At 50.5% G+C, this 23,362-nt stretch carries 15 protein-coding genes; 13 read left to right on the top strand and 2 right to left on the bottom strand.

Annotated features, from left to right (window positions below; genetic code table 11):
- The first annotated feature begins 80 nt into the window (after positions 1-80).
- From ING2E5A_RS05265 to ING2E5A_RS05235, 7 genes are all read left to right on the top strand, one after another.
- On the top strand, positions 81-1,268 hold the full coding sequence (locus ING2E5A_RS05265) for a glutamate-5-semialdehyde dehydrogenase (RefSeq protein ID WP_071136506.1): 1,188 nt from the start codon (positions 81-83) through the stop codon (positions 1,266-1,268).
- 3 nt (positions 1,269-1,271) lie between these two features.
- Positions 1,272-2,066, top strand: coding sequence for a glutamate 5-kinase (proB, locus tag ING2E5A_RS05260; protein ID WP_071136505.1), 795 nt, complete (start codon positions 1,272-1,274; stop codon positions 2,064-2,066).
- Positions 2,063-2,839, top strand: a complete 777-nt coding sequence (locus ING2E5A_RS05255; RefSeq protein ID WP_071136504.1) for a pyrroline-5-carboxylate reductase family protein — start codon at positions 2,063-2,065, stop codon at positions 2,837-2,839. The genes proB and ING2E5A_RS05255 overlap by 4 nt, the downstream gene beginning before the upstream one ends.
- A gap of 80 nt (positions 2,840-2,919) precedes the next feature.
- On the top strand, positions 2,920-4,245 hold the full coding sequence (locus tag ING2E5A_RS05250; protein WP_071136503.1) for a PhoH family protein: 1,326 nt from the start codon (positions 2,920-2,922) through the stop codon (positions 4,243-4,245).
- Positions 4,246-4,363: 118 nt separating this feature from the next.
- Positions 4,364-5,725 (top strand): histidine--tRNA ligase, encoded by a 1,362-nt coding sequence (gene hisS, locus ING2E5A_RS05245; protein ID WP_071136502.1) that lies wholly within the window; start codon positions 4,364-4,366, stop codon positions 5,723-5,725.
- Positions 5,726-5,734: 9 nt separating this feature from the next.
- Positions 5,735-7,672, top strand: coding sequence for an ABC-F family ATP-binding cassette domain-containing protein (locus tag ING2E5A_RS05240; protein WP_071136501.1), 1,938 nt, complete (start codon positions 5,735-5,737; stop codon positions 7,670-7,672).
- Between the two features lie 44 nt (positions 7,673-7,716).
- Complete coding sequence (locus ING2E5A_RS05235; RefSeq protein ID WP_071136500.1) at positions 7,717-8,256, top strand: 1-acyl-sn-glycerol-3-phosphate acyltransferase; 540 nt, start codon at positions 7,717-7,719, stop codon at positions 8,254-8,256.
- On the opposite strand, the gene dinB is transcribed toward ING2E5A_RS05235, so the two are convergent.
- Entirely contained in the window at positions 8,246-9,331 is a 1,086-nt protein-coding gene (gene dinB / locus ING2E5A_RS05230) for a DNA polymerase IV (protein WP_083373202.1), read from the bottom strand. The two genes, ING2E5A_RS05235 and dinB, sit on opposite strands and share 11 nt — an antisense overlap.
- 14 nt (positions 9,332-9,345) lie before the next feature.
- Entirely contained in the window at positions 9,346-9,927 is a 582-nt protein-coding gene (locus ING2E5A_RS05225; RefSeq protein ID WP_083373201.1) for a DUF3575 domain-containing protein, read from the bottom strand.
- Positions 9,928-10,422: 495 nt separating this feature from the next.
- Between ING2E5A_RS05225 and ING2E5A_RS05220 the strand changes: the two genes are divergently transcribed.
- From ING2E5A_RS05220 to ING2E5A_RS05195, 6 genes are all read left to right on the top strand, one after another.
- A complete protein-coding gene (locus ING2E5A_RS05220) occupies positions 10,423-13,614 on the top strand; it encodes a SusC/RagA family TonB-linked outer membrane protein (RefSeq protein ID WP_071136499.1) in 3,192 nt (1,063 codons plus the stop codon).
- Positions 13,615-13,635: 21 nt separating this feature from the next.
- A complete protein-coding gene (locus tag ING2E5A_RS05215) occupies positions 13,636-15,276 on the top strand; it encodes a RagB/SusD family nutrient uptake outer membrane protein (RefSeq protein ID WP_083373200.1) in 1,641 nt (546 codons plus the stop codon).
- Positions 15,277-15,303: 27 nt separating this feature from the next.
- Positions 15,304-16,482, top strand: coding sequence for a hypothetical protein (locus ING2E5A_RS05210; protein ID WP_071136497.1), 1,179 nt, complete (start codon positions 15,304-15,306; stop codon positions 16,480-16,482).
- A 207-nt stretch (positions 16,483-16,689) separates the two neighbouring features.
- Positions 16,690-19,608 (top strand): glycoside hydrolase family 38 N-terminal domain-containing protein, encoded by a 2,919-nt coding sequence (locus tag ING2E5A_RS05205; RefSeq protein WP_071136496.1) that lies wholly within the window; start codon positions 16,690-16,692, stop codon positions 19,606-19,608.
- A 36-nt stretch (positions 19,609-19,644) separates the two neighbouring features.
- Positions 19,645-22,305, top strand: a complete 2,661-nt coding sequence (locus ING2E5A_RS05200; protein ID WP_071136495.1) for an alpha-mannosidase — start codon at positions 19,645-19,647, stop codon at positions 22,303-22,305.
- A 30-nt stretch (positions 22,306-22,335) separates the two neighbouring features.
- Positions 22,336-23,358 (top strand): aldose epimerase family protein, encoded by a 1,023-nt coding sequence (locus ING2E5A_RS05195; protein WP_071136494.1) that lies wholly within the window; start codon positions 22,336-22,338, stop codon positions 23,356-23,358.
- Positions 23,359-23,362: the final 4 nt, after the last annotated feature.

The following is a 23,362-nucleotide window of genomic DNA, read 5'->3' as shown; positions in this document are numbered from 1 at the left end:
TGTTCAACTTTTCCGGGAGACCGATATCAAATAAATTGCTATCTTTGTAGCTTGATTTTTTACTATTTCACACATTTAACATGGCTCTCTCTTCAAAAGATAACGTTTTGCTCGGTTTGGCCGACCTGTTGAATAAGAACAGGCTGGAAATCCTGCATAGAAACAGACTTGACATGGAGGCGGCCGACGGTTCGGACGAGTCGCTGAAAGACAGGCTGAAGGTGGACGGGCGTAAAATTGACGGGATGATCCGCTCCTTGCGTGAGGTGGCCGCCCAAGAGGACCCCGAGGGAAAGATTCTCTACGATTTCACACGCGACGACGGATTGAGGGTCGTCAACCGTTCCGTTCCGTTTGGAACGATCCTGATCATTTACGAATCGCGTCCCGATGTAACCATCGAGGCTGCGGCAACGGCATTCAAGGCAGGGAACCGCGTTCTCTTGAAAGGTGGAAAAGAGTCGCTACAGACAAACAGCTATCTGACGGAGCTATGGCAGCAGTCGCTCTCGTCGAACGGCTACGACCCCAACTTCGTGGAATACCTCAATTTATCGCGCGACGAGACACGACGGCTGATCAGGGAAAACAGGCACCATGTCGACATCATCATTCCTCGGGGAGGAGATGCGCTCATTGAGTTTGTAACCGGCAATTCGTCCGTACCTGTGATTGTAAGCGGACGGGGCAACAACTTCATGTATCTGGATGAGAATTGCGATGTAGAGATGGCTGCACGGTTGATCCTCAACGGCAAACAGCGCATCAGTGTCTGCAATGCTCTCGACAAGGTGCTGGTGAACAGAGGGATGCCCGGACTGACAGAGAAACTTTCCTGCTTTGTTTCACAACTGCTGGACAAGGGGATTGAGGTTTGGGGCAACAGCGAAACAGTTTCGCACTGCGCACAGATCCGGGAGATTGAGGATGAAGCCGTGCTTTACGAGGAATTTCTGGCACCCAAGATCTATTTTTCACTGGTTGGCGACCTGGATGAGGCCATAAGCATGATAAACCGTTATTCCGGAGGTCATTCGGCCGTTATCGTAACCGAAGAGAAGGCGAAAGCGGATATTTTCATGCAGCGGGTGGACTGTGCAGCTGTCTATCACAATGCCTCCATGCGGTTTACCGACGGGGGGCAGTTCGGTGTGGGGGCAGAGATTGCCATCAGCACGCAAAAACTCCATTTCCGCGGTCCCCTCGGTTCGCAGGAACTGGTCACCAACAAGTGGTTCATCTATGGGAAGGGACAAGTACGCAAATAATTTATGAAAAAGAAACTGATAATAAAGATTGGCACCTCCACGCTTACAGCGGGAACCAACCGCATATCCTTTGCGGTTATCGAAAGCCTGGCGCGGCAGATTGTAGAGCTGAAAAAAGAGTTCGACATCGTTATCGTCTCCTCCGGGGCCATTGCAACTGCACGACAATTTGTCGAAATCAACGGTTATCACAGGAATGTCGACTCCAAACAGGCCATGGCCGCCATTGGTCAGACCAAATTAATGGAGCTCTACGACGGCATCTTCCGCACTTTCGGATTAAATATCGCACAAATACTGCTCACCTATCGCGATTTCGAGAACGAAACGGCAAACGAGAATACGCGGAACACCATCAATAAACTCTGGGAGGTGGACTATATCCCCATCGTCAATGAAAATGATACCGTCTCCATTGAGGAGATCGTGCTGGGCGACAACGACAAGCTCTCCGCACTGGTTGCGGTGATCACCGCTGCCGATCTGCTTATCCTCGTTTCAGACATCGACGGCGTTTATACCTGTAATCCGCATCTGCATAAAGAGGCCGAACTGATCACGGAGGTGACCGACCTCGACTCAGTGGCTCACTGTATTGAAGAGAAGGAGTCGACACTGGGCACCGGTGGAATGTCGTCAAAAGTACACGCTGCAGAGATCTGCAAGAAGCACGGTGTGGAGATGTGGATTGTAAACGGACAACGGGAAAATTACATCATCCAGGCGCTGAACGGCACGATACCCTTCACTAAATTCACGGCAGTAGCAGTGAAAACAACTATCAATGACAAACCATGAAATACGGATTTATCGGTTTTGGGAATCTGGCCAAAGCAGTCTACCAGGGGCTTGAGCGGGTTAATGGCATCGAGTTTGCCTACTTCGCCCGGAGCAAAAAGGGGGTGAAGATGCACTACTTCGACCGAATCGAGGAGTTGGTCTCTTTTGCCGATGTAATCTGGATTGCCGTCAAGCCACAGGATATCGGGGGAATACTCGAGCAGCTGCAACCATTGAAACTGGAAGAAAAAGTGATTGTTTCGCCAGTTGCCGGAAAGAGCATCGCATTCATTGAAAAGTACCTGGGCAACAGGGTTCCGATCGTACGCATCATGCCAAACCTGGCCATAGCTTACCGGAAATCGGTTACGGCGTTTGCAACGAATCAACCTCACAACCCCCATACGGAAGCTATCTTCGAGATCCTCTCGCAGTTGGGGAAAGCCGTCAAGCTGAACGAGGAGGGTTTCGATCTCTTCACATCGGTCTTCGGAAGCGGTCCCGCCTTTATCCTGGCATTCATCCAGATCTTCAAGGAAAAGATGCGGGAATTTGAGCTGCCGGGAAACGTTCTGGACGAACTGCTGCTCGAGCTCACACAAGGAACAACGCAATATTTTGCTGAAAACCAGTTAAACTACAGCATCGAAGAGCTTATCCGGAACATTACCAGCAAGGGAGGCACGACCCAGGCCGGACTGGAATACTTTCGCCAGCACGAGATCGGGAGGCATTTCGAGGGGGTACTGGATGCCGCCAGACGCCGGTCGGAAGAGATGAGCAGAGGGTGAACAAAAACCGCTGCTTTGCGTTAATAACAAAATTTATTACCGGGATCTGGAGTGAAACATACCACAAAACGATTGAGTATATGGCCAACAAAAAAAATTTCATCATCGACACGAACGTTATTCTTCACGATTACAGCTTCTACGAAAATTTTGAAGAGAACGACATCTACCTCCCCTTTGTTGTTCTGGAGGAACTAGACAAATTCAAGAAGGGCAATGAGCAGATCAATTTCAATGCACGGGCTTTTGTGCGCGAACTCGATATGATCACCGACGACAACCTCTTCAAGCAGGGCGCCGACCTCGGTGTCGGACGCGGCAAGCTCTATATCGTAAACAGCGTAAAAGCACATGAAAAGATTGTCGAGGCGTTTCCCGAAAGGACTCCTGACAACCGGATTCTCTCCACCGTGCTGGATGTGACCGAGAAGCACCCGAAAATGAAGACCATACTAGTCACCAAGGATATCAACCTGCGAATGAAAGCGCGCTCGCTGGGCATTCCGGTTGAAGACTATATCAACGACAAGGTGGTCGACATCGATGTTTTCGGTAAGGGTGAACAGGTGGTTGAGGGGGTGAATCCCGACCTGATCGATAAGCTCTACGCACAACCGGCAGGCGTAAGTGTGGATGAGTTTACTTTCGACAGCCCGCTCGTGCCCAACGACTCTTTTGTCCTGAAAAGCGAACGTAACAGCGCTCTTGCAAGATACAATCCGTTTACGCAAAAGATCATCCGGGTAGAGAAGGAGCCCAGCTTCGGCATCTCTCCCAGAAACGCAGAACAGACATTTGCACTGGGCGTATTGAACGATCCCGACATCAAGCTGGTAGGAATCACCGGAAAGGCCGGAACGGGTAAAACCTTGCTGGCACTGGCCGCAGCCCTGAAACAAAACAAGCAGTACAGTCAGATCCTGCTCGCCAGACCCATCGTCTCCCTCTCCAATAAGGATCTGGGATATCTGCCCGGCGATCAGAAACAGAAGGTGGCTCCCTATATGCAGCCATTGTTCGACAACCTGAACGTGATTAAATCACAGCTCGGCCCCAACAGTGCCGAACAACGGGTTCTCGAAGAGATGCAGAAATCGGGAAAACTTGAGGTCGAGGCGCTTGCATTTATCCGCGGACGAAGCCTGAGCGAGACCTACTGCATTATCGACGAGGCACAGAACCTCACACCGCACGAAATAAAGACCATCATCACCCGCGCGGGCGAAGGCACCAAGATGGTGTTTACGGGCGACCTGCAGCAGATAGATTCACCCTACCTCGATTCGCAATCCAACGGTTTGGCCTACATGATCGACAAGATGAAGGGTCAGCAGATCTTTGCCCATGTGAACCTGGTAAAGGGAGAACGGAGCGAACTATCTGAACTGGCAAGCAATCTGTTGTAAGGATCATGTAACGGGAAATAGGTTTATCGGACCGGTTCAAGCGTATTGCAACTGACTGCAATGCGGTTTTTTACCTTAAAATTGATTATCTTTGCAGTCCAAACAAAGAGAACCGACAATGCAAAAACCGAGCATACCAAAAGGGACGCGTGATTTTTCGCCCCAGGAGATGGCGAGACGCAACTATATTTTTGACACCATCAAGGAGGTGTACCGACTTTACGGTTTCCGGCAGATCGAGACACCGGCCATGGAGAATCTCTCCACGCTGATGGGTAAATATGGCGAGGAGGGAGACAAGCTCCTGTTCAAGATCCTCAATTCAGGTGATTTTCTGTCCGACATGAGTTGCGACGACATCACCGAAGGAAATTCGGCAAAGACAGCCGCCAAGATTTCGGAAAAGGGTCTGCGCTACGACCTTACTGTCCCTTTTGCACGGTATGTCGTAATGCACCGCAACGAGATATCCTTCCCCTTCAAACGGTTTCAGATTCAGCCCGTGTGGCGGGCAGACCGTCCACAAAAAGGGCGTTACCGCGAGTTTTTCCAGTGCGATGCCGATATCGTCGGGTCCGACTCGTTGCTCAACGAGGTGGAGCTGATACAGATCATCGACGAAGTGTTCCGCAGGCTCAACATCCGCGTGTCGGTAAAACTCAACAACCGGAAGATTCTCTCCGGAATTGCCGAAATCATAGGTGAGGCCGACAAGATCACCGACATTACCGTTGCGATCGACAAACTAGAGAAAATCGGGCTGGACAATGTAAATGCCGAACTTCGGGAGAAAGGGATATCTGAATCAGCAATCGAGCGACTGCAGCCCATTATCCTGCTCGGTGGGAGCAACCGGGAGAAGCTGACAACGCTGAAAAGCGTACTCTCCACTTCCGAAACGGGACTGAAAGGGGTGGATGAACTGGAGTTCATCCTCGATAAAATCGGATTGCTCTCCATCGGGTGTGACCTTGAGCTTGACCTCACGTTGGCCCGCGGCCTCAATTACTACACCGGAGCCATCATCGAGGTAAAAGCGTTGGATGTGGAGATCGGAAGCATCACGGGGGGAGGACGTTACGACAATCTCACCGGCATCTTCGGACTACCGGGCGTGTCGGGCGTGGGAATCTCCTTCGGAGCCGACCGCATCTACGATGTTCTCAACCAGCTCGATCTCTTTCCCGGCAACTCCACCTACAGTACCGACCTGCTGTTTGCCAACTTCGGCGACAGGGAAGCGTCGTACCTGCTCCCCATCCTCACGCAACTAAGAGGGAAAGGTATCTCTGTCGAAATCTACCCCGAAGCGGCCAAAATGAAAAAACAGCTATCGTATGCCGACAGCAATCGGATCCCGTTTGTGGCCCTGGTGGGTGAAAATGAGATCAAAGAGGGGAAGATTACATTAAAGGAGATGAAATCGGGAGAACAAACATCGGTCACTGTAGCGGAACTTGTTCAAAAATTAGCCCATTAAAAGTACGGCATGATCTCCATCGAAAATCTGACGGTCGAGTTCGGCGGGTTTACCCTGCTGGACGGGATCTCTTTTGTGCTGAACAAGAACGAACGTATTGCCCTGACCGGAAAAAATGGTGCCGGCAAATCGACACTGTTGAAACTGATAGCTGGAGCACAACAACCTACAAACGGCACCATCTCCTCTCCGAAAGAGGTTACGATAGGCTATCTGCCGCAACAGATGAAGCTCAACGATGAGCACACGGTGAAAGAGGAGGCGGCACTTGCATTCGATCATCTGAAGCAGCTGGAAGGTGAGCTGGAGAGGCTGCACCGCCAGTTGGCAGAACGGACCGATTACGAGTCGGATGAATACCGGCAGATTATCCAGCGCTCAACCGATGTCCAGGAGTTGTTGCTGATGTCGGGCATCAACGATTTCGAGGCTGAAACCGAAAAGACACTGCTTGGGCTGGGATTCAACCGGTCGGATTTCGACCGCCCCACACACGAATTTAGCGGTGGTTGGCGAATGCGTATCGAGCTGGCCAAGATCCTGCTGCGCTCGCCCGACCTCCTCTTGCTGGACGAACCTACCAACCACCTCGATATTGAGTCGATCCAGTGGCTGGAGAACTTTCTGGTTTCACGCACCAATGCAGTGATACTGGTCTCGCACGACAAGGCTTTTCTGGATAACGTGACCAACCGGACCATCGAGATCGTGCTGGGCAATATACACGACTACAAGGTAAACTACTCCAAATACCTGGAGCTCCGGAAAGAGAGGCGTGAACAGCAGCTTCGCGCCTATGAGAACCAGCAGAAACAGATTCAGGAGACCGAGGCGTTCATCGAACGGTTCCGGTACAAAGCAACCAAATCCAATCAGGTGCAGTCGCGCATCAAGCAACTTGAGAAGATCGAGCGCATCGAGGTGGATGAGGTGGACAACTCCCGCCTCAACCTGAAGTTCCCCCCCGCACCACGCTCCGGCTCCTATCCGGTCGTCGTGGAGAATCTGGCCAAACACTACGGAGAGCACCGTGTATTTTCAAACGTAACGTTCACCATCAATCGGGGTGAAAAAGTTGCATTTGTGGGGAAAAACGGTGAAGGAAAATCGACATTGATAAAATGTATCATGGGCGAAATCGGGTTCGAGGGGAAACTGGAACTGGGACATAATGTGAAGATAGGCTATTTTGCGCAAAACCAGGCCCAACTGCTCGATGAGAACCTGACGGTATTTGAAACGATCGACCAGGTTGCGGTAGGCGACATCCGTACCAAGATCAGGGATATACTGGGGGCATTCATGTTTGGAGGTGAGGCATCCGACAAAAAGGTACGGGTCTTGTCAGGCGGTGAGCGCACCCGGCTGGCGATGATCAGACTGCTGCTGGAACCGGTAAACCTGCTGATTCTGGACGAACCTACCAACCACCTCGACATCGCATCGAAAGAGGTGCTGAAAAAGGCGATACGCGAATTCGACGGCACTGCAATTATCGTGTCGCACGACCGCGACTTCCTCAATGAGCTGGTAGGGAAGGTTTATGAATTTGGCGGAGGTGAAGTAAGGGAACATATGGGAGGAATCTACGACTTTCTCTCCAAAAAGAGACTCGAAAACCTCCAGCAACTGGAACTTTCAAAATCTCCCGTAACAAACAGTCAGAAGGAGCGAGAGGTGTCACCCTCTGAAGGCAAGCTCTCCTACCAGGAACAGAAAGAGCAGAACCGGCTGGTCAGGCGTAAGGAGAAGGAGATAGAGGAGATTGAAGAGAAAATCACCCGGCTGGATCAGCAGCTGGCAGAATTGGAGGCTCGCCTCTCCACTCCCGAAGGGGCTTCCGATTTAGATCTGCTGCAAAATTATCTGGAGACCAAAAATAAATTGGATGTTGTCATGAACAATTGGGAGCGTCTAACGTTGGAGTTAGATGGTTTGAAAGGTTGACGGCAACCTCACGGATCGGCAGAAAACAGTGAATTAATAAATCAATGAACATCAGCAAGTTTATTCTCAACAATATCCTGGGATGGAAGGTAAGGAACACCTTTCCAGATGTACCCAAATGCATTATCGTAGTGGCACCGCATACAAGCAACTGGGATTTTATCATCGGGAAGCTGGCCTACTCCTCCATAGGTAGAACCGCTAATTTCCTGATCAAAAAGGAGTGGTTTGTTTTCCCTTTCAACCTCTTCTTCAAAAGTATCGGCGGGATTCCGGTAGAACGGAGCAGGAACAACTCGATGACCGGAGCCTTGGCGGCGGAATTTGAGAAACAGGAGAGGCTACAACTTGCCATAACCCCCGAAGGAACCCGAAAACCGGTCAAAGAATGGAAGAAAGGGTTCTATTTCATTGCACTGAAAGCCAACGTACCTATTCTTTTGATCGGACTCGATTACGGCAAAAGGGAGGCGTCGATTATCGACCTCTTTTATCCGACTGGCGACTACGCGGCCGATATTGTCAAGATCAGGTCATACTACAAGGATATCCAGGCGAAGCATCCCGAAAAGTTTATTCCCTGAAGTCCAAAGAGAGTTGCAGGGGCTGGCTGGCTGGCATCACCTGATCATTTGAAGCATTCTTCAGTGTCAACCCCATCAGCCGTATGCTGCGCTCTCCGATATCGTCTACCTGTAAAAGCAGCTCCTTGCCCAGATCAAACAGCTGGTCATAGGTTTTTAGATAGTAGGGTACGGTCCTGCTTCGGGAAACAGTTGTAAAATCGGCATACTTGATCTTCAGTGTCAATGTCCTGGCCAGGAAGTTTCGCTTTTGGGCCCTTCGGTGCACCTCGCGGGCAATCTCATCGAGGGCATGCAGCAGGTCGACCAGTTCATGAAGATCTTCGGCGAAAGTCTCCTCGGCTCCCAACGATTTTCGCACATACTCCGATTCCACCTCACGCTCGTCGATGCCACGGACAAACTGATAGTATAAGGTTCCGGCCTTTCCGAAATGACGGACCAGCTCCGTTTCGGTATACCGCTTCAGTTCGTAGCCGGTTCTTATTCCAAGTTCGTGCATCCGCTGTGCGGTAACCCGACCCACTCCGAAAAACTTCTCGATGGCCAGCTTTTCTAGGAACCTTTCCGCCTTTTCGGGCGTAATCACATACAATCCGTCCGGCTTTTTATAGTCGGACGCAATCTTGGCCAGAAACTTGTTGTAGGATACTCCTGCCGAGGCGGTCAACAGGGTCTGCCGGTGAATCTTCTCTTTTATCTCCTTGGCAATTTGCGTGGCAACTTCCATCCCCATCTTGTTTACCGTAACATCCAGAAACGCCTCGTCGAGCGAGAGGGGCTCCACCTTATCGGTATACTCCCGGAAAATCTGCATGATCTGGTTGGAAACCGTCTTGTAGTTTTCAAAACGGGGTGCTACGAAGATCAATCGGGGACATCGCCGAAGCGCCGTTACCGAAGGCATGGCCGAATGTATACCATACTGGCGGGCTTCATAACTGGCCGCAGCCACAACGCCCCGTTTGCCTCCATAACCCACTGCAACCGGCTTACCGCGATATTCAGGATTATCGCGCTGTTCGATGGAGGCATAAAAGGCATCCATATCTATGTGGATGATTTTGCGGATCATGGCAACAGCTCCATTCACCGGATAGTATATACAATGGAGATGGCCGCTTTGCTGGGACCTGCATACTCTTTCTTGTCCTCACCTGTTTTGCTGCTATCCTTGCCCAGCGAGTAGAGATCGTAACTGAAGCGGACAAAGCCGAAGCCTGCCGTAGCTTCAATAGCCCAGCTGTCGCTGAAGAACCACTTGTAGCCGTAGCTGAACCCGAATCCCACTGCACCACCCCGATAGCGGTTGTCCCTTAACCCCTTCAGGGTATTGAACGGCATCTTCACTCCGCCAATATCGTATCGGCCGCCCACACCATGTACACCGAAGAAACTGCCGTCGAAGTTGTCGCTCATCCAGTATCTCACTTCGGGCCATACAACCCAGTGTTCCATCCGCCTCTCATCCCCCTTCGTGAAGGGGTTTATCCCTGCGCTCAGCTCCATGCTGATATTCTCTCCGAAGGCATACTCGAAACCGATATTGGTTGTTGCCGTAAACCAGGAAGGTAAATTGGACTTGATCGATATCTCCTGCGCATGGGCACGGAAAGGAAAAAATGCTACGAGAAGCAGAAGCAACGATTGTGTTTTCAAGCTGTACGTCATGTTATTTCAATTTTGTAACCACCTACTTCCTCAAACAAATTCCCTGAAAAAAAGTTTGTTGCTCACTCAAAAAAATGGGGAATTACCCTAAAAATCCCGAATCATGACTATGAGGCAGGAGCAAGAATATTAATTTATACTATCATTTCATAATATATATGAATTATAAAATATCAGATTTTCAAAATGGCTACAGAAGCCGATTTAACATTTACTATTTTTTAAGTTATTTTTCATTCTGTTTTGTATATTTCAAAAAAAATGCTATATTTGTAGCGGTTATTCATACTTATTAAATCTTTTACAATGTAAACGGGGAGTAAATTGCTATTAAAGCAAACATCGACATATCATAATATATTTTAATCGCTGGCCAATTTGTAACTATTTTTAAGAAACAGATTAGAAAAACACCTTTTTCGACAGATAACCAATCATACCAAACTATATCTGCTCTGGTTTTTTAGTTAATTATTAATCTTAAAAAATGAAAGAATGAAAAGAGTAATTTCAAATCTGGCTAGAGGAGCGGTGTTCGCATTATTGTGGGCCATATCCTTATCTCTATTTGCCCAGGGAATAACCGTAAAGGGCAAAGTGGTTGATGCAAACAATGCACCTTTGATCGGAGTAACAATTCAGGTTCCCGGAACTACCACCGGAACTGTTACCGATGCTGATGGAAATTTTACGTTAGGCAATGTTCCTCCCAATGGAACAATCGAGGTTTCTTATGTAGGTATGAAAACAGAGTTAATCCAGGTGAACGGCAGAACCACCATAGATGTAATCCTGACAGAAGACACGGAGATGCTGGAGGAAGTTGTGGTGGTAGGTTACGGTACCATGAAAAAGAGTGACCTGACCGGAGCCGTGGAGAATGTATCGGCTGCACGTCTGCTGGACAAACCGGCATTCAACGTGGCCCAGGCACTTTCCGGTAAAGTAGCCGGATTAAAGATCATTGAGCGTTCCGGTGCTCCCGGAGGAATTCCGATGATCCGTATCCGCGGAACAAACTCCATAAATTCAGGAAACGATCCGCTCTTTGTGGTGGACGACGTGGTGGGTGTCGCCAATGCATTGACAATCTTGAACCCCAATGAGATTCAATCCATTGACGTATTGAAGGATGCATCTGCGACAGCTATCTATGGAGCACGCGGGGCAAACGGTGTGATCATCATCACCACCAAACGCGGTGTTGAAGGGAAACCGGTAATATCATACGACGGCTACGTTACACAGAGCTTCATGCAACGAAGGTTGAATGTATTGAACAATGAACAGTTCTTCTATGTGATCAGGCAAGCCTACATGAATGTTACCAAATATGCAACCAATCCCAACTGGTCTACCTGCTACGATGCGGCCATCTTGCCACCGGGAGAAGGGTCCATGACCTATTCCGAGATGCCATGGCTATTTGAAAAGACCACTCCGGGAGGCTTTAGGATTCCATTGCTGGGAAGAGACGGCAACTACTACAAACCACGCTTCGAGAACGACTGGGAGGGTGAAACATTCAGGCCGGCCACCTCTACCAATCATCAGATTGCGATACGGGGCGGGAGCAAGGATGTGAAACTGGGTACCTTCCTCGGATACTCGAACAACAACGGTTTGCTGCTGAACTCGAACTTCGAGCGTTTTTCGGGGAAGATGACCGGAGATGTGAAATTGACCGACTGGTTCAATATCAACTCTTTCCTCTCACTGAACAGGAGCAAGGAGAGAACCAATGACGTCTCCTTCTTCAGCGGTGGCATGGCACGCGCAGCCATCGAGTCCTACCCGATGCTCCCCATCAAATATCCCGACGACCCGGAGATTTACGGCATTTATGCAGGCCAGTACGGAACCAATGCCGACTTTCCAATGGGAGAGGTCGACTGCCAATCCCCTGTAGCCGTCAGCAACGGAGTAGAGACCTTTAGGCGGCGTGTACAGGTTAACGGGGCCGTCAGTCTCAATTTTACGATCACCTCTCACCTGACCTTCAAGAGTAATTTTGCAATGGATCTCCTGGAAGAGAAGTATTACCGCTATGCCAACAGAAAAATATCCCGGTCGGCACAAGGTGCTGCCAACCTGGAAGCATTCAAGAATTATTACTGGCAGAACGAAAACTACTTCAACTACAACAACAGTTTCGGAGATCACACTGTCAGCGGTCTGTTGGGGACATCATGGTCGAGATTCACCGGAGAGGACCTGACAACCTGGAACGACCATTTCTTTGATGATTTTTATGGCTGGCACAACATCGGGATAGGTACGGCAACAAGACCTGCTCCCGGGAGCAGTGACCGGCAAAACTCACTCAACTCCTATTTCGCCCGAATCAATTACGATTTTTTGGGCAAGTATCTGTTTACCGCTACCGGACGCTACGACGGCTCTTCCAAATTCGGAAAGAATTCCAAATATGGTTTCTTCCCCTCCGCTTCAGTCGCATGGCGAATAAGCGAGGAGGATTTCATGAAAGAGTTCAACGGACTGAGCAACCTGAAACTGCGTGCCAGCATCGGACAGACGGGTAACCAGGAAATCGGTAGCTATGTGACGCAGACCTTTATCGGGTCCGGAACGGTAGTACTGGGTGATGCAGGAGAGCCGGGGTTGTGGCCCAACTCTGTAGGGAATCCCGACCTGAAATGGGAGAAGACAACGCAATACAATTTTGGTATTGATCTGGGGATCATCGACAACAGGATAACATTGATGCTCGACGTCTACAACAAACTGACCAGCGACATGTTGCTGGACGTACCGCTGCCTCAATCTACCACTACCGGCAGTGTACGGCTCAATTATGGAAAAATCCGCAATAAGGGGTTCGAAGCCGTACTGGGGACACACAACATCAAGAGCCGCGATTTCAACTGGTACAGCGACATCAACTTTACCCGCAACATAAACAAGATTGAACAGTTGGGTCCAACCGGCGCCGACATCCTGCGAAACTGGTGGGTAGGCGGAGCCAACACCATCCTGAGGGAAGGATTGCCAGTGGCTCAATTCTTCGGACTTAACCGACTTGGAACATATGGGACAGATGAAGCCAGCCTGGCCGCCCGTTACGGGATGCTCCCGGGCGACGTCAAGTATGAGGACCGTAACAACGACGGAAGAATCAGTTTTGTGGAAGATGGTATACCCATGGGCAGCGCATTCCCGAAATGGGATATGAACTTCAACAACAGCCTGGCATACAAGAACATCGACTTCAACCTGGATATCCGCATCTCCTATGGTGCCAAGAAGGAGAACCGGACCAACCACTCCTCGGAAGACCGTCAGGGGTTGGCCAACGGAAAGACTTCCATCCTTGATGCCTGGCGTCCAGACCACCAGAACACAATGGTTGCACAGGTTCGGCCCGGAAACGGCGGCGCATATTATCAAACCTATCCCGACACCCGCTGGATCGAAGATGCATCCTTTGTGAGAGGAGACGGGATGACGATCGGTTACACTTTCCCGCAGGAGATGACGACGAAAATCGGAGCCAGCAAGGTAAGAATATACCTGAATGCTTCCAATTTCTTCCTTTTGACCAAATATTCCGGCTACGATCCTGAAGGTAGTGATAACGATAACATGGACAGTATTACGCCCGGTATGGATTTCTTTATGTATCCGAGACCGTCGAATTACTCACTCGGTGTTAATCTAACGTTCTAACCTTTTAAAAACGCACTGAATATGAAAACAATATCAACCAATATTAAATGTATACTCATTACGTTGATGGCTGGGATATTCTTCTTCTCCTGCAACGATTTTCTGGAGGAGCATCCCACCGGGACATTGACAGATGAAGCTCAGATCACAAGTATTCCCGGAGGTGTTGCACTGGCAACAGGGGCCTACAGGTCGCTGGCCGACTGGACCGGCGGTGGTAACGTCTGGGGAAGCAGCCTGCCGGGAAGCCTGGAATATCCTACTGGAAAAGCTTATGCTCAATATATGGGATCGGACCTCTGGAAATATGAGACCGATATCATGGATGGAACGCATCCCTATTTCACCACCATCTGGAACAACTGGTATAGAGGGGTCAGGGATGCAAATCTTGCCATAAAGATGTTGCCGGGAGTTACACAGATGCCGGAAGCAGACAGATCCAGATACCTTGGAGAGGTCCGCACATTGCGCGCTTTCTACTATTTCTGCCTGGTAAGGCTGTACGGTGATGTAATCGCCAACACAACCGTACTGCAGAATGTGGGGGAAGCGCAGCAACCACGCACCTCGCTGGTAAACATCTATGACAAGATCATCGTTCCCGACCTGGAGTTTGCAGTAAACGAAAGCAACCTGCAGGATACGCGGTCGACCGACGGACGGGTTACCAAGCATGTGGCCAGGGCAATTCTGGCTGATGTATATCTCACCATGGCCGGCTACCCCTACCAGGAAGCCCGGACCGACACCACAAAAAAATGGTGTGAAACCGGTAGCTGGTCAATGACGGAGTATCCGGTAAACACGCAAAGTGCAAGGGAGTTGCTTCAAAAGGCAAAAACACAGCTCGATTTCCTTTACGGCCAGTATCCGATCGGCGAATTCAGCGACCTCAACAATCCGGAAATGGACAACAAGGGGGGAGCAATCTTCCAGATCCAGTACTCATCCGGCATCAGGGATAACGGACTGATCGTGCATACATTACCGCTATCGCTCCAGATCTCGGTATTTGACGTGGAAACCGGAACATTCATCCCGAGCACCGAATATCTGAACTCATACAATCCGGCCGATATCCGTTTGCAGGAAAGGGTCTATTTCTACAGCAGCGATACAAAAGCCTCGAAGTATGATCCGAACGAAAGCCCCGCTCCCAAGTTTGCAACCCGCTACCTGCAGAAGTACTACGACAAGGATGCCATCAAGCGGACAGCCCGTTCCGGTCTGAATTTCAATCTATACAGATATGCCGACATCCTGCTGATGCTGACGGAAGTAAACTGGGCCCTGCGACAACTAGGGGTGGCAATACCCGACAATGATGTGGTAAAAGGGATCAACGAGGTCAGGACCAGGGCAGGCTTATCCAACTTTTCCGCAGATGGGCTGACACTCCTCGACATCATGAGTGAACGTGCATACGAGCTGGTATTTGAAAACAAGATGTTGTGGGATCAGCGACGTACCCGCAAGGTACTGATCGATGGAGAAGGCCAATTCGCAGGTATTGAGAATTTCGTGGGCCACCAGCCTACCCATTTCAACTTCGAATTCAGCAACAAACATCTGCTCTCACCCATTTCGGGCACCGAGCTGGACAACAACAGGAAATGCTCCCAGAACTTCGAGTGGTTGCCACTGCAGAAAGGAGAATGATTTTATTAACTTGAAAAAAATAATCGTATGAAAAAATATATCTATACTCTAGTTGCCGTAGTCCTCTTCTTCAGTTGCGGACAAAACAACCAGTATGAAATACCCACCGATGAGAATGGAAATATCATCTGGACCGGCGTGTCGAGTACCACGACTACAGGAATCAGCTCGATTGACAACTCCTTTACGGTTACGGCCACGTTTGCCACGGCAAAAGTGGGCGATGTAATGAAGGTTGAACTGTTGCAACTGCAGACACCACCCGACGGAGGGACTACCAAGCAGTTGCTCCCCTTGGCAAACACCCAGAAGGAGGTTACCGTAGGGAACGATATGAAGGCTTCAGTAAGCTACACCCGCGATCAGGCAAATCTGAATGAGGTTGGCGACTACGTGGTGGTGGTTTTCAACGGAGCCACCGACTATGCAAAACAACGTGTAGACATGGTTAATGCCATGACCGTTTCGAAACCTACCGCATCGGGCAAGGAGATCGAGGTTGCCCGCACCGCTGAAGTGGCCTATTTCAATGTAAGGGTGACTCCCAAGGAGGGTACATTTACCGGGAATGTGGCAGTTAGGAGAAAAAACGGTACCGATGGAACCTGGATAGATGTAGCAGGCTCTCCCTACTCGGGCGATGATCAGCCATACCTTGTACCCATTGCCGGAACTGATTTCATTGCCGAGAATGATACGATGTTCTACACCTTTACTGCTACACAGGGCAGTTATCAGGAGGTCATTGAAAGTACAGTTATTGTGAGGGATCCCTATTTCTACCTGAAGAAGTCGGCCACACTAGCCCTTGGCACTTCTTCCGCGGGCCGCGATCTGCTCGTTAACGGAACCGTGCCGGCAAACGATCCCATGGCCATGATAGCTGTTGAAGGCTCACTGATACTTAAAGGGGGCTCAACCTATCTCTCCTCCGGGAAAACTATTCAGTTTGTCCCCTCAACAACTGCACTCTACGCACTCAACAACTCCAATACGGCCATTGCCGAATTTGAAAGCGGAACTCCGAGCGATACGCTCGATCCGATTTCGGGACAAGGAGTCTACATCTTCAAGGCGGTAACCGGTCCCAATCCCGCTGATGTTTATTACGGGATGATCATGGTTACCGGAGTAATCCCGAATCAATCCGTTTCGTTTGAATACCGGATTGGAAACCAGTATGCCCACCTGTCGGTAGTCAGGTAGGCAAAAAATGGATAAACCAACACCGCAAACCGGTTTGCGGTGTTGGTTTATCAAAAATGCAGCATGAGACTACACTGTTAATTAAATATAAAAAGCAAGAAAAGCGTGCCTCTGTCTCACTAAATACCTATCTTAGTAACGATTTTATTCAAAATCAGTTAGCCAGTTCAAGAGTCGCGGTAAATGAAAAACAATGATTGACCTGGAATGCAATCGATCCTGAGATATTTCAAAAAAGCAGATTACACCATATGGCTGATCTGCACTCTCCTCTCCATTACCATGTCTGCCGGACTCCGTGCACAGGAGATAGGGACGGAGCAGGTAAGGTTTATGAATACACCTCTTCTTTTCAGCAAAAACGGACAGAAGTACCAGCAACTCCTTGCCGAGTACCTGTCGGACAAGAGCGGAAAGATCACCTTCAGGTCGGGCGGCAAGGAGCTGCTCTCTTCCGCGGTAACGAGAGGGGAAAACAGATTCTTGCTCACGCTTCCTGCAGTAAGCAGTCCGGAAGAGATTACCCTGCAGACTACGATCGACAACGGCGAACCTCTCTACCACAAGGTGATGGTTGTTCCGCCAAAGAGGTGGACGGTCTATCTTGTCCAGCACTCACATACAGATATCGGCTACACGCGCCCTCAATCAGAGATACTGGCAGAACAGATGCGCTATATCGATTATGCGCTGGATTACTGCGACCAGACTGACAACATGCCCGATGATGCCCGCTTCAGGTGGAGTTGTGAATCGTCATGGGTAACCCGCGAGTATATCCGGACAAGACCGGCCTCGCAGCTCGACCGTCTATTTCAACGTATCCGGGAACGGAGGATAGAGGTGACCGGCATGTTTGCCAACATGTCTGAAATTGTCGGTGAACATACGCTGGTGGACCTCCTGCAACCCCTGAAAGAGATCAGGGATCTGGGTATTCAGGTCACCACTGCCATGCAGAACGATGTAAACGGAGTAGCATGGTCTATGCCCGATCTATTCAGGAATAGCGGGGTGAAGTACCTTATCATGGGGATAAACGAAACCAGATCGATCAGACCGTTTGAGATACCTACCTGTTTCTGGTGGGAGGCACCATCGGGAGCAAGGTTGCTGGCATTCAGGGGAGAACACTACATGACAGGAAATTTCTACAACATCGGAAATGAGGAGATGGATTTTATCCCCCTGATCAGGGGGATCTCCGAGCTGGAGGGAAAAGGGTATCCGTTCGACCGGATAGGGCTTCAGTTTTCGGGGTACTTCACCGATAATGCTCCCCCATCCACTGCCGCCTGTGCATTTGTAAAAGAGTGGAATGCAACCTATGAATCACCCAGACTGAGATTGGCCGTGGCAAGTGAGTTCATGGAGTATGTAGAGAAGAACCATGCCGGGGAACTCCCTGTTTACAGAAAGGCGTGGCTCGACTGGTGGACGGATGGTTTTGGCTCCGTCTCGCGCGAAACTGCAGAGATCCGCAAAACGGAGAACGCAATCGAGCAAGACGAAGGAGTTTTCTCCGTGATCTCCATGCTCGATGGCGACCTGCCAACCGAAATGGAAAAAAAGATCGGCCACGTCAAGGAGAACATCATCTTTTTCGCCGAACATACCGTTGGAGCAGCAGAAAGCATTGAATCCCCCTTTTCAGAAAACTCCGTGAAACAGTGGCTGCAAAAAGGAGCTTATGCCTGGGAGGCAGTCAAGAAGGAGACACTTCTGCGGGAGGAGGCTCTTGCCAGGCTGCAACCTTTTCTGTTCAAGGCAGATTTTCCCGTTATAAATGTTATAAATCCCCTGGGTTGGGACCGCTCGGGTACCGTAAGAGTTTTCATCGATTCGGGAATAGTTCCGTCCGATAAGAGGGTCCGTATCACTGATATCGCCACCGGGAAAGAGGTGCCGTTCCAATTGATCGCCAAACGGACCGAAGGTGCTTACTGGATGCTTGAGGTGTCGGATGTCCCCGCATTAGGGTGTAAGGCATTAAGGATCGACAGGGCAAACGAACCGGTATTACCCGATACGGTAGCCGATGATGCCGTACTGGAGAACCGCTATTACCGGCTGGAGATAGACAAAAGGAGCGGTGCAGTCAACAGCCTGATCGACAAAAAACTGAACTTGGAACTGGTGGACAGCAATAACCCCTATCAACTGGGCCAACCCGTCAGGGAGAGCTCCGAGAAGCGCGACACTCCCCCGTTCCACCGGACAGTTAGCCACAACGTACGCATTGAGAAGGGAGTCAAGGGAGCAATATGGGAGAGCATCAAGATCTTTTACGGGATGCCGGGATTCGGAGGAGCCGGGGAGGGAGCGGAAAAGGGAATTGAACTGGAAGTGAGGCTCTACCGCAACACCCGGAAGATCGAGTTTGCATACCGCGCCCACAAGGAGATCGTAACCGATCCTGAAGCATTGTATATTGCATTTCCCTTTTCATTGCCGGACTCCAGGATTGTGTTCGAAACAACCGGAGGTACATTGACCTGGGGAGAGCAGCTGCCAGGCTCCTCGTCCGACTGGAACGTCGCACAGAATTTCGTTTCGGTACGCGGCAGCAAAGGACAGATCGTTCTTGTCAGCAACGAGGTGCCTCTGTGGCACTTCAGCGACTTCAACATGGGCAAGTTCGAACGCTTTCCCCAACCGGGAGAACCATGGCTCTACTCGTGGGTGATGAACAACTACTGGTTCACCAATTTCAGGGCATACCAGGAGGGGAGTTTCAGCTGGAGCTATCAGCTCACCTCAACCGACGACACCACGAACGCTTTTGCAGTAAGGTTTGCGCGTGGGGAACGGAACAGTTTCGCCACCCGCACCCTCCCCGCCGGCATGCAGGCATCGGGTGAGGCCCTGCTCAGGACATTGAACATCAACGGGCCGGCAAATGCCCCGTTGATACATATCCGTCCCTCGTTTCGCAAAAGATCGGTTGTGCTCCACTTCCGGGAGGTTGACGGATTGCCTGCAGAAATTCAGCTCTCGCCCGCAAACGCAACCGTAACCATAAGGAAAGTGACCGAAATCAATTCCCTGGGTGAAGAAACCGGAGCAGCAGGATCGACCATCCGGCTGGTTCCCTACGAAGTAAAATTTATCGAGGTGGAGATTTAATCTATTCAAGACCGGACCATTAAAAGAACAAGCACGATGAAAACAGCTCTTCTTATCCTCTCTGTTGTATGGCTGGGCCTCTCCTCTTTTCAGCGATCCGACCAACCTGCCGGGCCACAAAAGGGAGACTCCATCCATGTTGTGGGACATGCCCATATGGATATGAACTGGTTATGGACATACTCCGAAACCATGAAAATGTGTAACGACAATCTCCGTCAAGCCGTAGCCTTTATGAAGGAATTTCCCGATTATACCATGGTTCAGAGCCAGGCTGCCGTCTACAGGTTTGTGGAAGCGGTAGACCCTCCATTATTTGAAGAGGTGAAAAAATATGTGAAAGAGGGACGCTTCGAACCGGTTGGGGGGATGTGGACAGAGGGTGATGCCAACCTCTCCTCCGGTGAGGCGATCACCCGTTCCTTCCTGCTGGGGCAACGCTACTTCCGGAAACATTTTGGAAAGACGGCGAACGTTGGCTGGCTGCCCGATAATTTCGGACATGTGTCGCAGATGCCCCAGATCCTGAAACTGGCAGGATGCGACTATTTCTATTTTCACCGATGCAAACCCCATATTGGAACCTTCTGGTGGGAGGGGAGCGACCGGTCGAGGGTGCTCTGCTATGGCAACGACACATATAACGGCGACATCACCCTGAATCTGAAGGATGAGCTTGCCAGATTCGCCCCAAAAGGAGGCAGGATCCTGCAGATCACCGGCGTGGGAGATCACGGCGGAGGTCCCACCCGTGAGAATATCGAGATGGTCCACCAGCTGGACAGGATGGATGACTATCCGGCAGTCAAGTTCACGACGGCAAGGGATTTCTTTGAGAAGAGCACCGTTGAAGCCAAAGAGAAACCTGTACACCACGGTGAGATGCAGTTTATCTTTGAAGGGTGTTACACCACCGTATCGGAGATAAAATCGGGGAATCGCGACAACGAGAATATGCTCTACAGCAACGAATTCTTCAATACGCTTCGTTGGCTGAAGGGAGATAGCTATCCGGCCGACGAGATCCGCGACCTCTGGATAACACAAACATTCAACCAGTTTCACGACATTCTCCCCGGTTCGGCCATCAATGAGGCCAACAAGGAGGCGATTGCCCGCTACACCGAAAACTTGCGGAAATCGACTGAGTTGAGAGACAACGCATTCAGGAAAATGGCCGATGAGATAAAGTTTCAGACCAATATGGGACAACCGGTGGTGGCATTCAACCTGCAGCCATTTTCCCGCAAAGCGATCGTTGAAGCAAGTGTATACTCCCATCAACAGCCGGTCTCGGTAAAATCTACCGGATGGGGAGACTACTACGGATCAAAAAACATCTCTCCCATCGACAAGGGACAGGGAGAGTACCCGACTGTCTTGGTTCGCGATGCCACTGGAAAAACCTATCCCGCACAAATTGTCTGGTCGAAAGTGACCCCTCCTGGATTCACCTCTAAGGTGCAATTCGTTGTCGACGAAATGCCGGCCATGGGATACAAGACCTTCTATGTGGACATGACCCGGCCAGGAACATTCAATGAACCGATCCCGTTCAAGGAGGAGAGGTTCGAAACCGATCTCTTCACCGTGAAGGTGAACATGAAAACCGGAGCCATCACCGGATTGTACGACAAGCGGTCTGGCAAGGAGTATGTACAGGAGGGGAAAGAGTTGAACCGCCTCATGCTCTACCTTGAAGACAAGAAAGGGGGAATGAAGTCCTGGACACTGAACAGGATCGTCGGCAAAGAGGAGGTCAACGAGATCAAAAGCGTGAAGATAGTGGAAAACGGGCCAGTAAGGGCATGTATCGAAACTGTCAAACATTGGGGAAAATCGAGCTTTACCGAAAGAACCTACATCTACCGTTCATATCCGAGAATCGAATACGAGATGGAGGTGCACTGGCTCGAAACCGGGACCGATTCAACCGACTCCCCCATGCTGAGGGCACACTTTCCATTGGCATTCGATGCACCCAGACTCTTCTGCCAGGTACCGTTCGATGTGGTCGAGAGACCGGCAAATGGCAGTTTTCGTGGTGGCGCAGTACCCAAGCACCTCACCTCGCAGTCGAATGTTTACGGTGTTGAGCCCGAAAAGGGCGACGGACAGGAGGTGCCTGCACAGAAATGGGTGGACGTGACCGACGGAGAGAGCGGCATCGCCCTCCTCAACAAGACCAAGTATGGACACTCCTACCACGACGGGGAGCTGCGATTGACGCTGATGAGGGCTGCAGGAAGTCCCGACATCTATCCCAACCTCGGCAAGTTTGTCATCCGGTATGCCCTCTTTCCTCACGTGGGAGATTGGAAGAGTGGGGTATGGATGGAAGGAGACGACTACAATGTTCCCGTGCTGGCAGCAGAACCGCCATCGCTGGCTTTGGGAAGAGACCATGCCACCCAGCCCGAAGAGCAGTCGTTCTTCTCGGTAAGCGAATCCAACGTGGCCATAACGGGCATCAAACAATCAGAAGAGGGTGACGAGTTGATAGTCAGACTGGTAGAAACTGAAGGGAGAGCAACATCCGTTACGGTCCAACTGCCCGTAGCGGCAACAGCAGTACGCAGGCTCAACCTGATAGAGATGCCCCTCCAGGGAGCAGCAGCACCTGTTTCGAAAGGCTCCGCCTTTACAGTAGGGCTGAAGCCCCACGAAATAGCCACTATCGGCATCAGGCCACGATAGCAGGTTTGCCCACACCAAGCTTTACTGCTCATGATTCTGCTGGAAAACGATAAAATATCCCTGAAGATCGCGCTGATAGGCGGTGCCTATACCGACTTTCACCTGAAAGGAGGATTGCTGAATCCCATCAACTGGAGCTTGGAGGATGAGACAAACCCTCCGTTCAGGGGACACTTCCTCTGTTTCGACAGATGGGGACCGCCATCAGAGGGCGAGCGGCGAGAAGGGTTTCATCACCATGGAGAGGTAAACAGTCAGCATTGGCAATTGAGTGACCTCTCCGGGAGTAGCTGCGTTATGCGCTGCAGCCTGCCGATGGGAAAACTTGAACTGACCCGACAGGTCACTCTTCCTTCCGGGGAGCCCCTCTTTGTCGTTTCGGAAAAGATAAGGAACCTCAACAGCTATGGACGGATGTTCAATATCGTTCAACATGTCACTCTCGCACCACCTTTTCTCGACAAGGGAACGTTGATCGACAACAATACCGAAAAGGGGTATGAAGACAAGGAGGATGGCAGTTTACACCAGGAGAAGCCGGTGCTCCATTGGCCCGAAGCCATCCACAATGGAAAGAGGGTGAACCTGCGTCAAATTGAGGATCCATGGCCCAGGGTCTCGTCATTCGTCTACAACCGGCGGGAGAAGTATGGATGGGTCACCGCTCTCAATCCGCATCTGGAACTGATGGTGGGTTACCTCTGGAGGACCGGGGATTATCCCTGGATCAACTTCTGGCGTTCCATGAAGAACTGCGTGCCGACAGCATTCGGCATGGAGTTCGGTACCACCGGACTGCACGAACCGTTTCCGGTAGTGGCAAGGAAGGGGAAGATTTTCAACCGGAATCTCTACGATTTTATCGATGCCGGGGAAACGGTCGAGAAGAGGTTTATCGCTTTCCTGGCCACGATTCCGAACGATTACAAGGGAGTTGAAACTATCCGGCTGGAGAACTCCGCCCTGATTATCGGGGAAAGAGGGAGGAGCGACCGGCAGATCCGGTTCAGGCTCAGTGAAAACTGCCTGAACGCCGGGCAACTCATGCCGTGACACT

This window comes from Petrimonas mucosa, from assembly GCF_900095795.1.
In the GTDB taxonomy this organism is placed as follows: Bacteria; Bacteroidota; Bacteroidia; order Bacteroidales; family Dysgonomonadaceae; genus Petrimonas; species Petrimonas mucosa.
The sequence above is the reverse complement of the archived record's forward strand: the minus strand, read 5'-3'. Positions and strand labels throughout refer to the sequence as shown.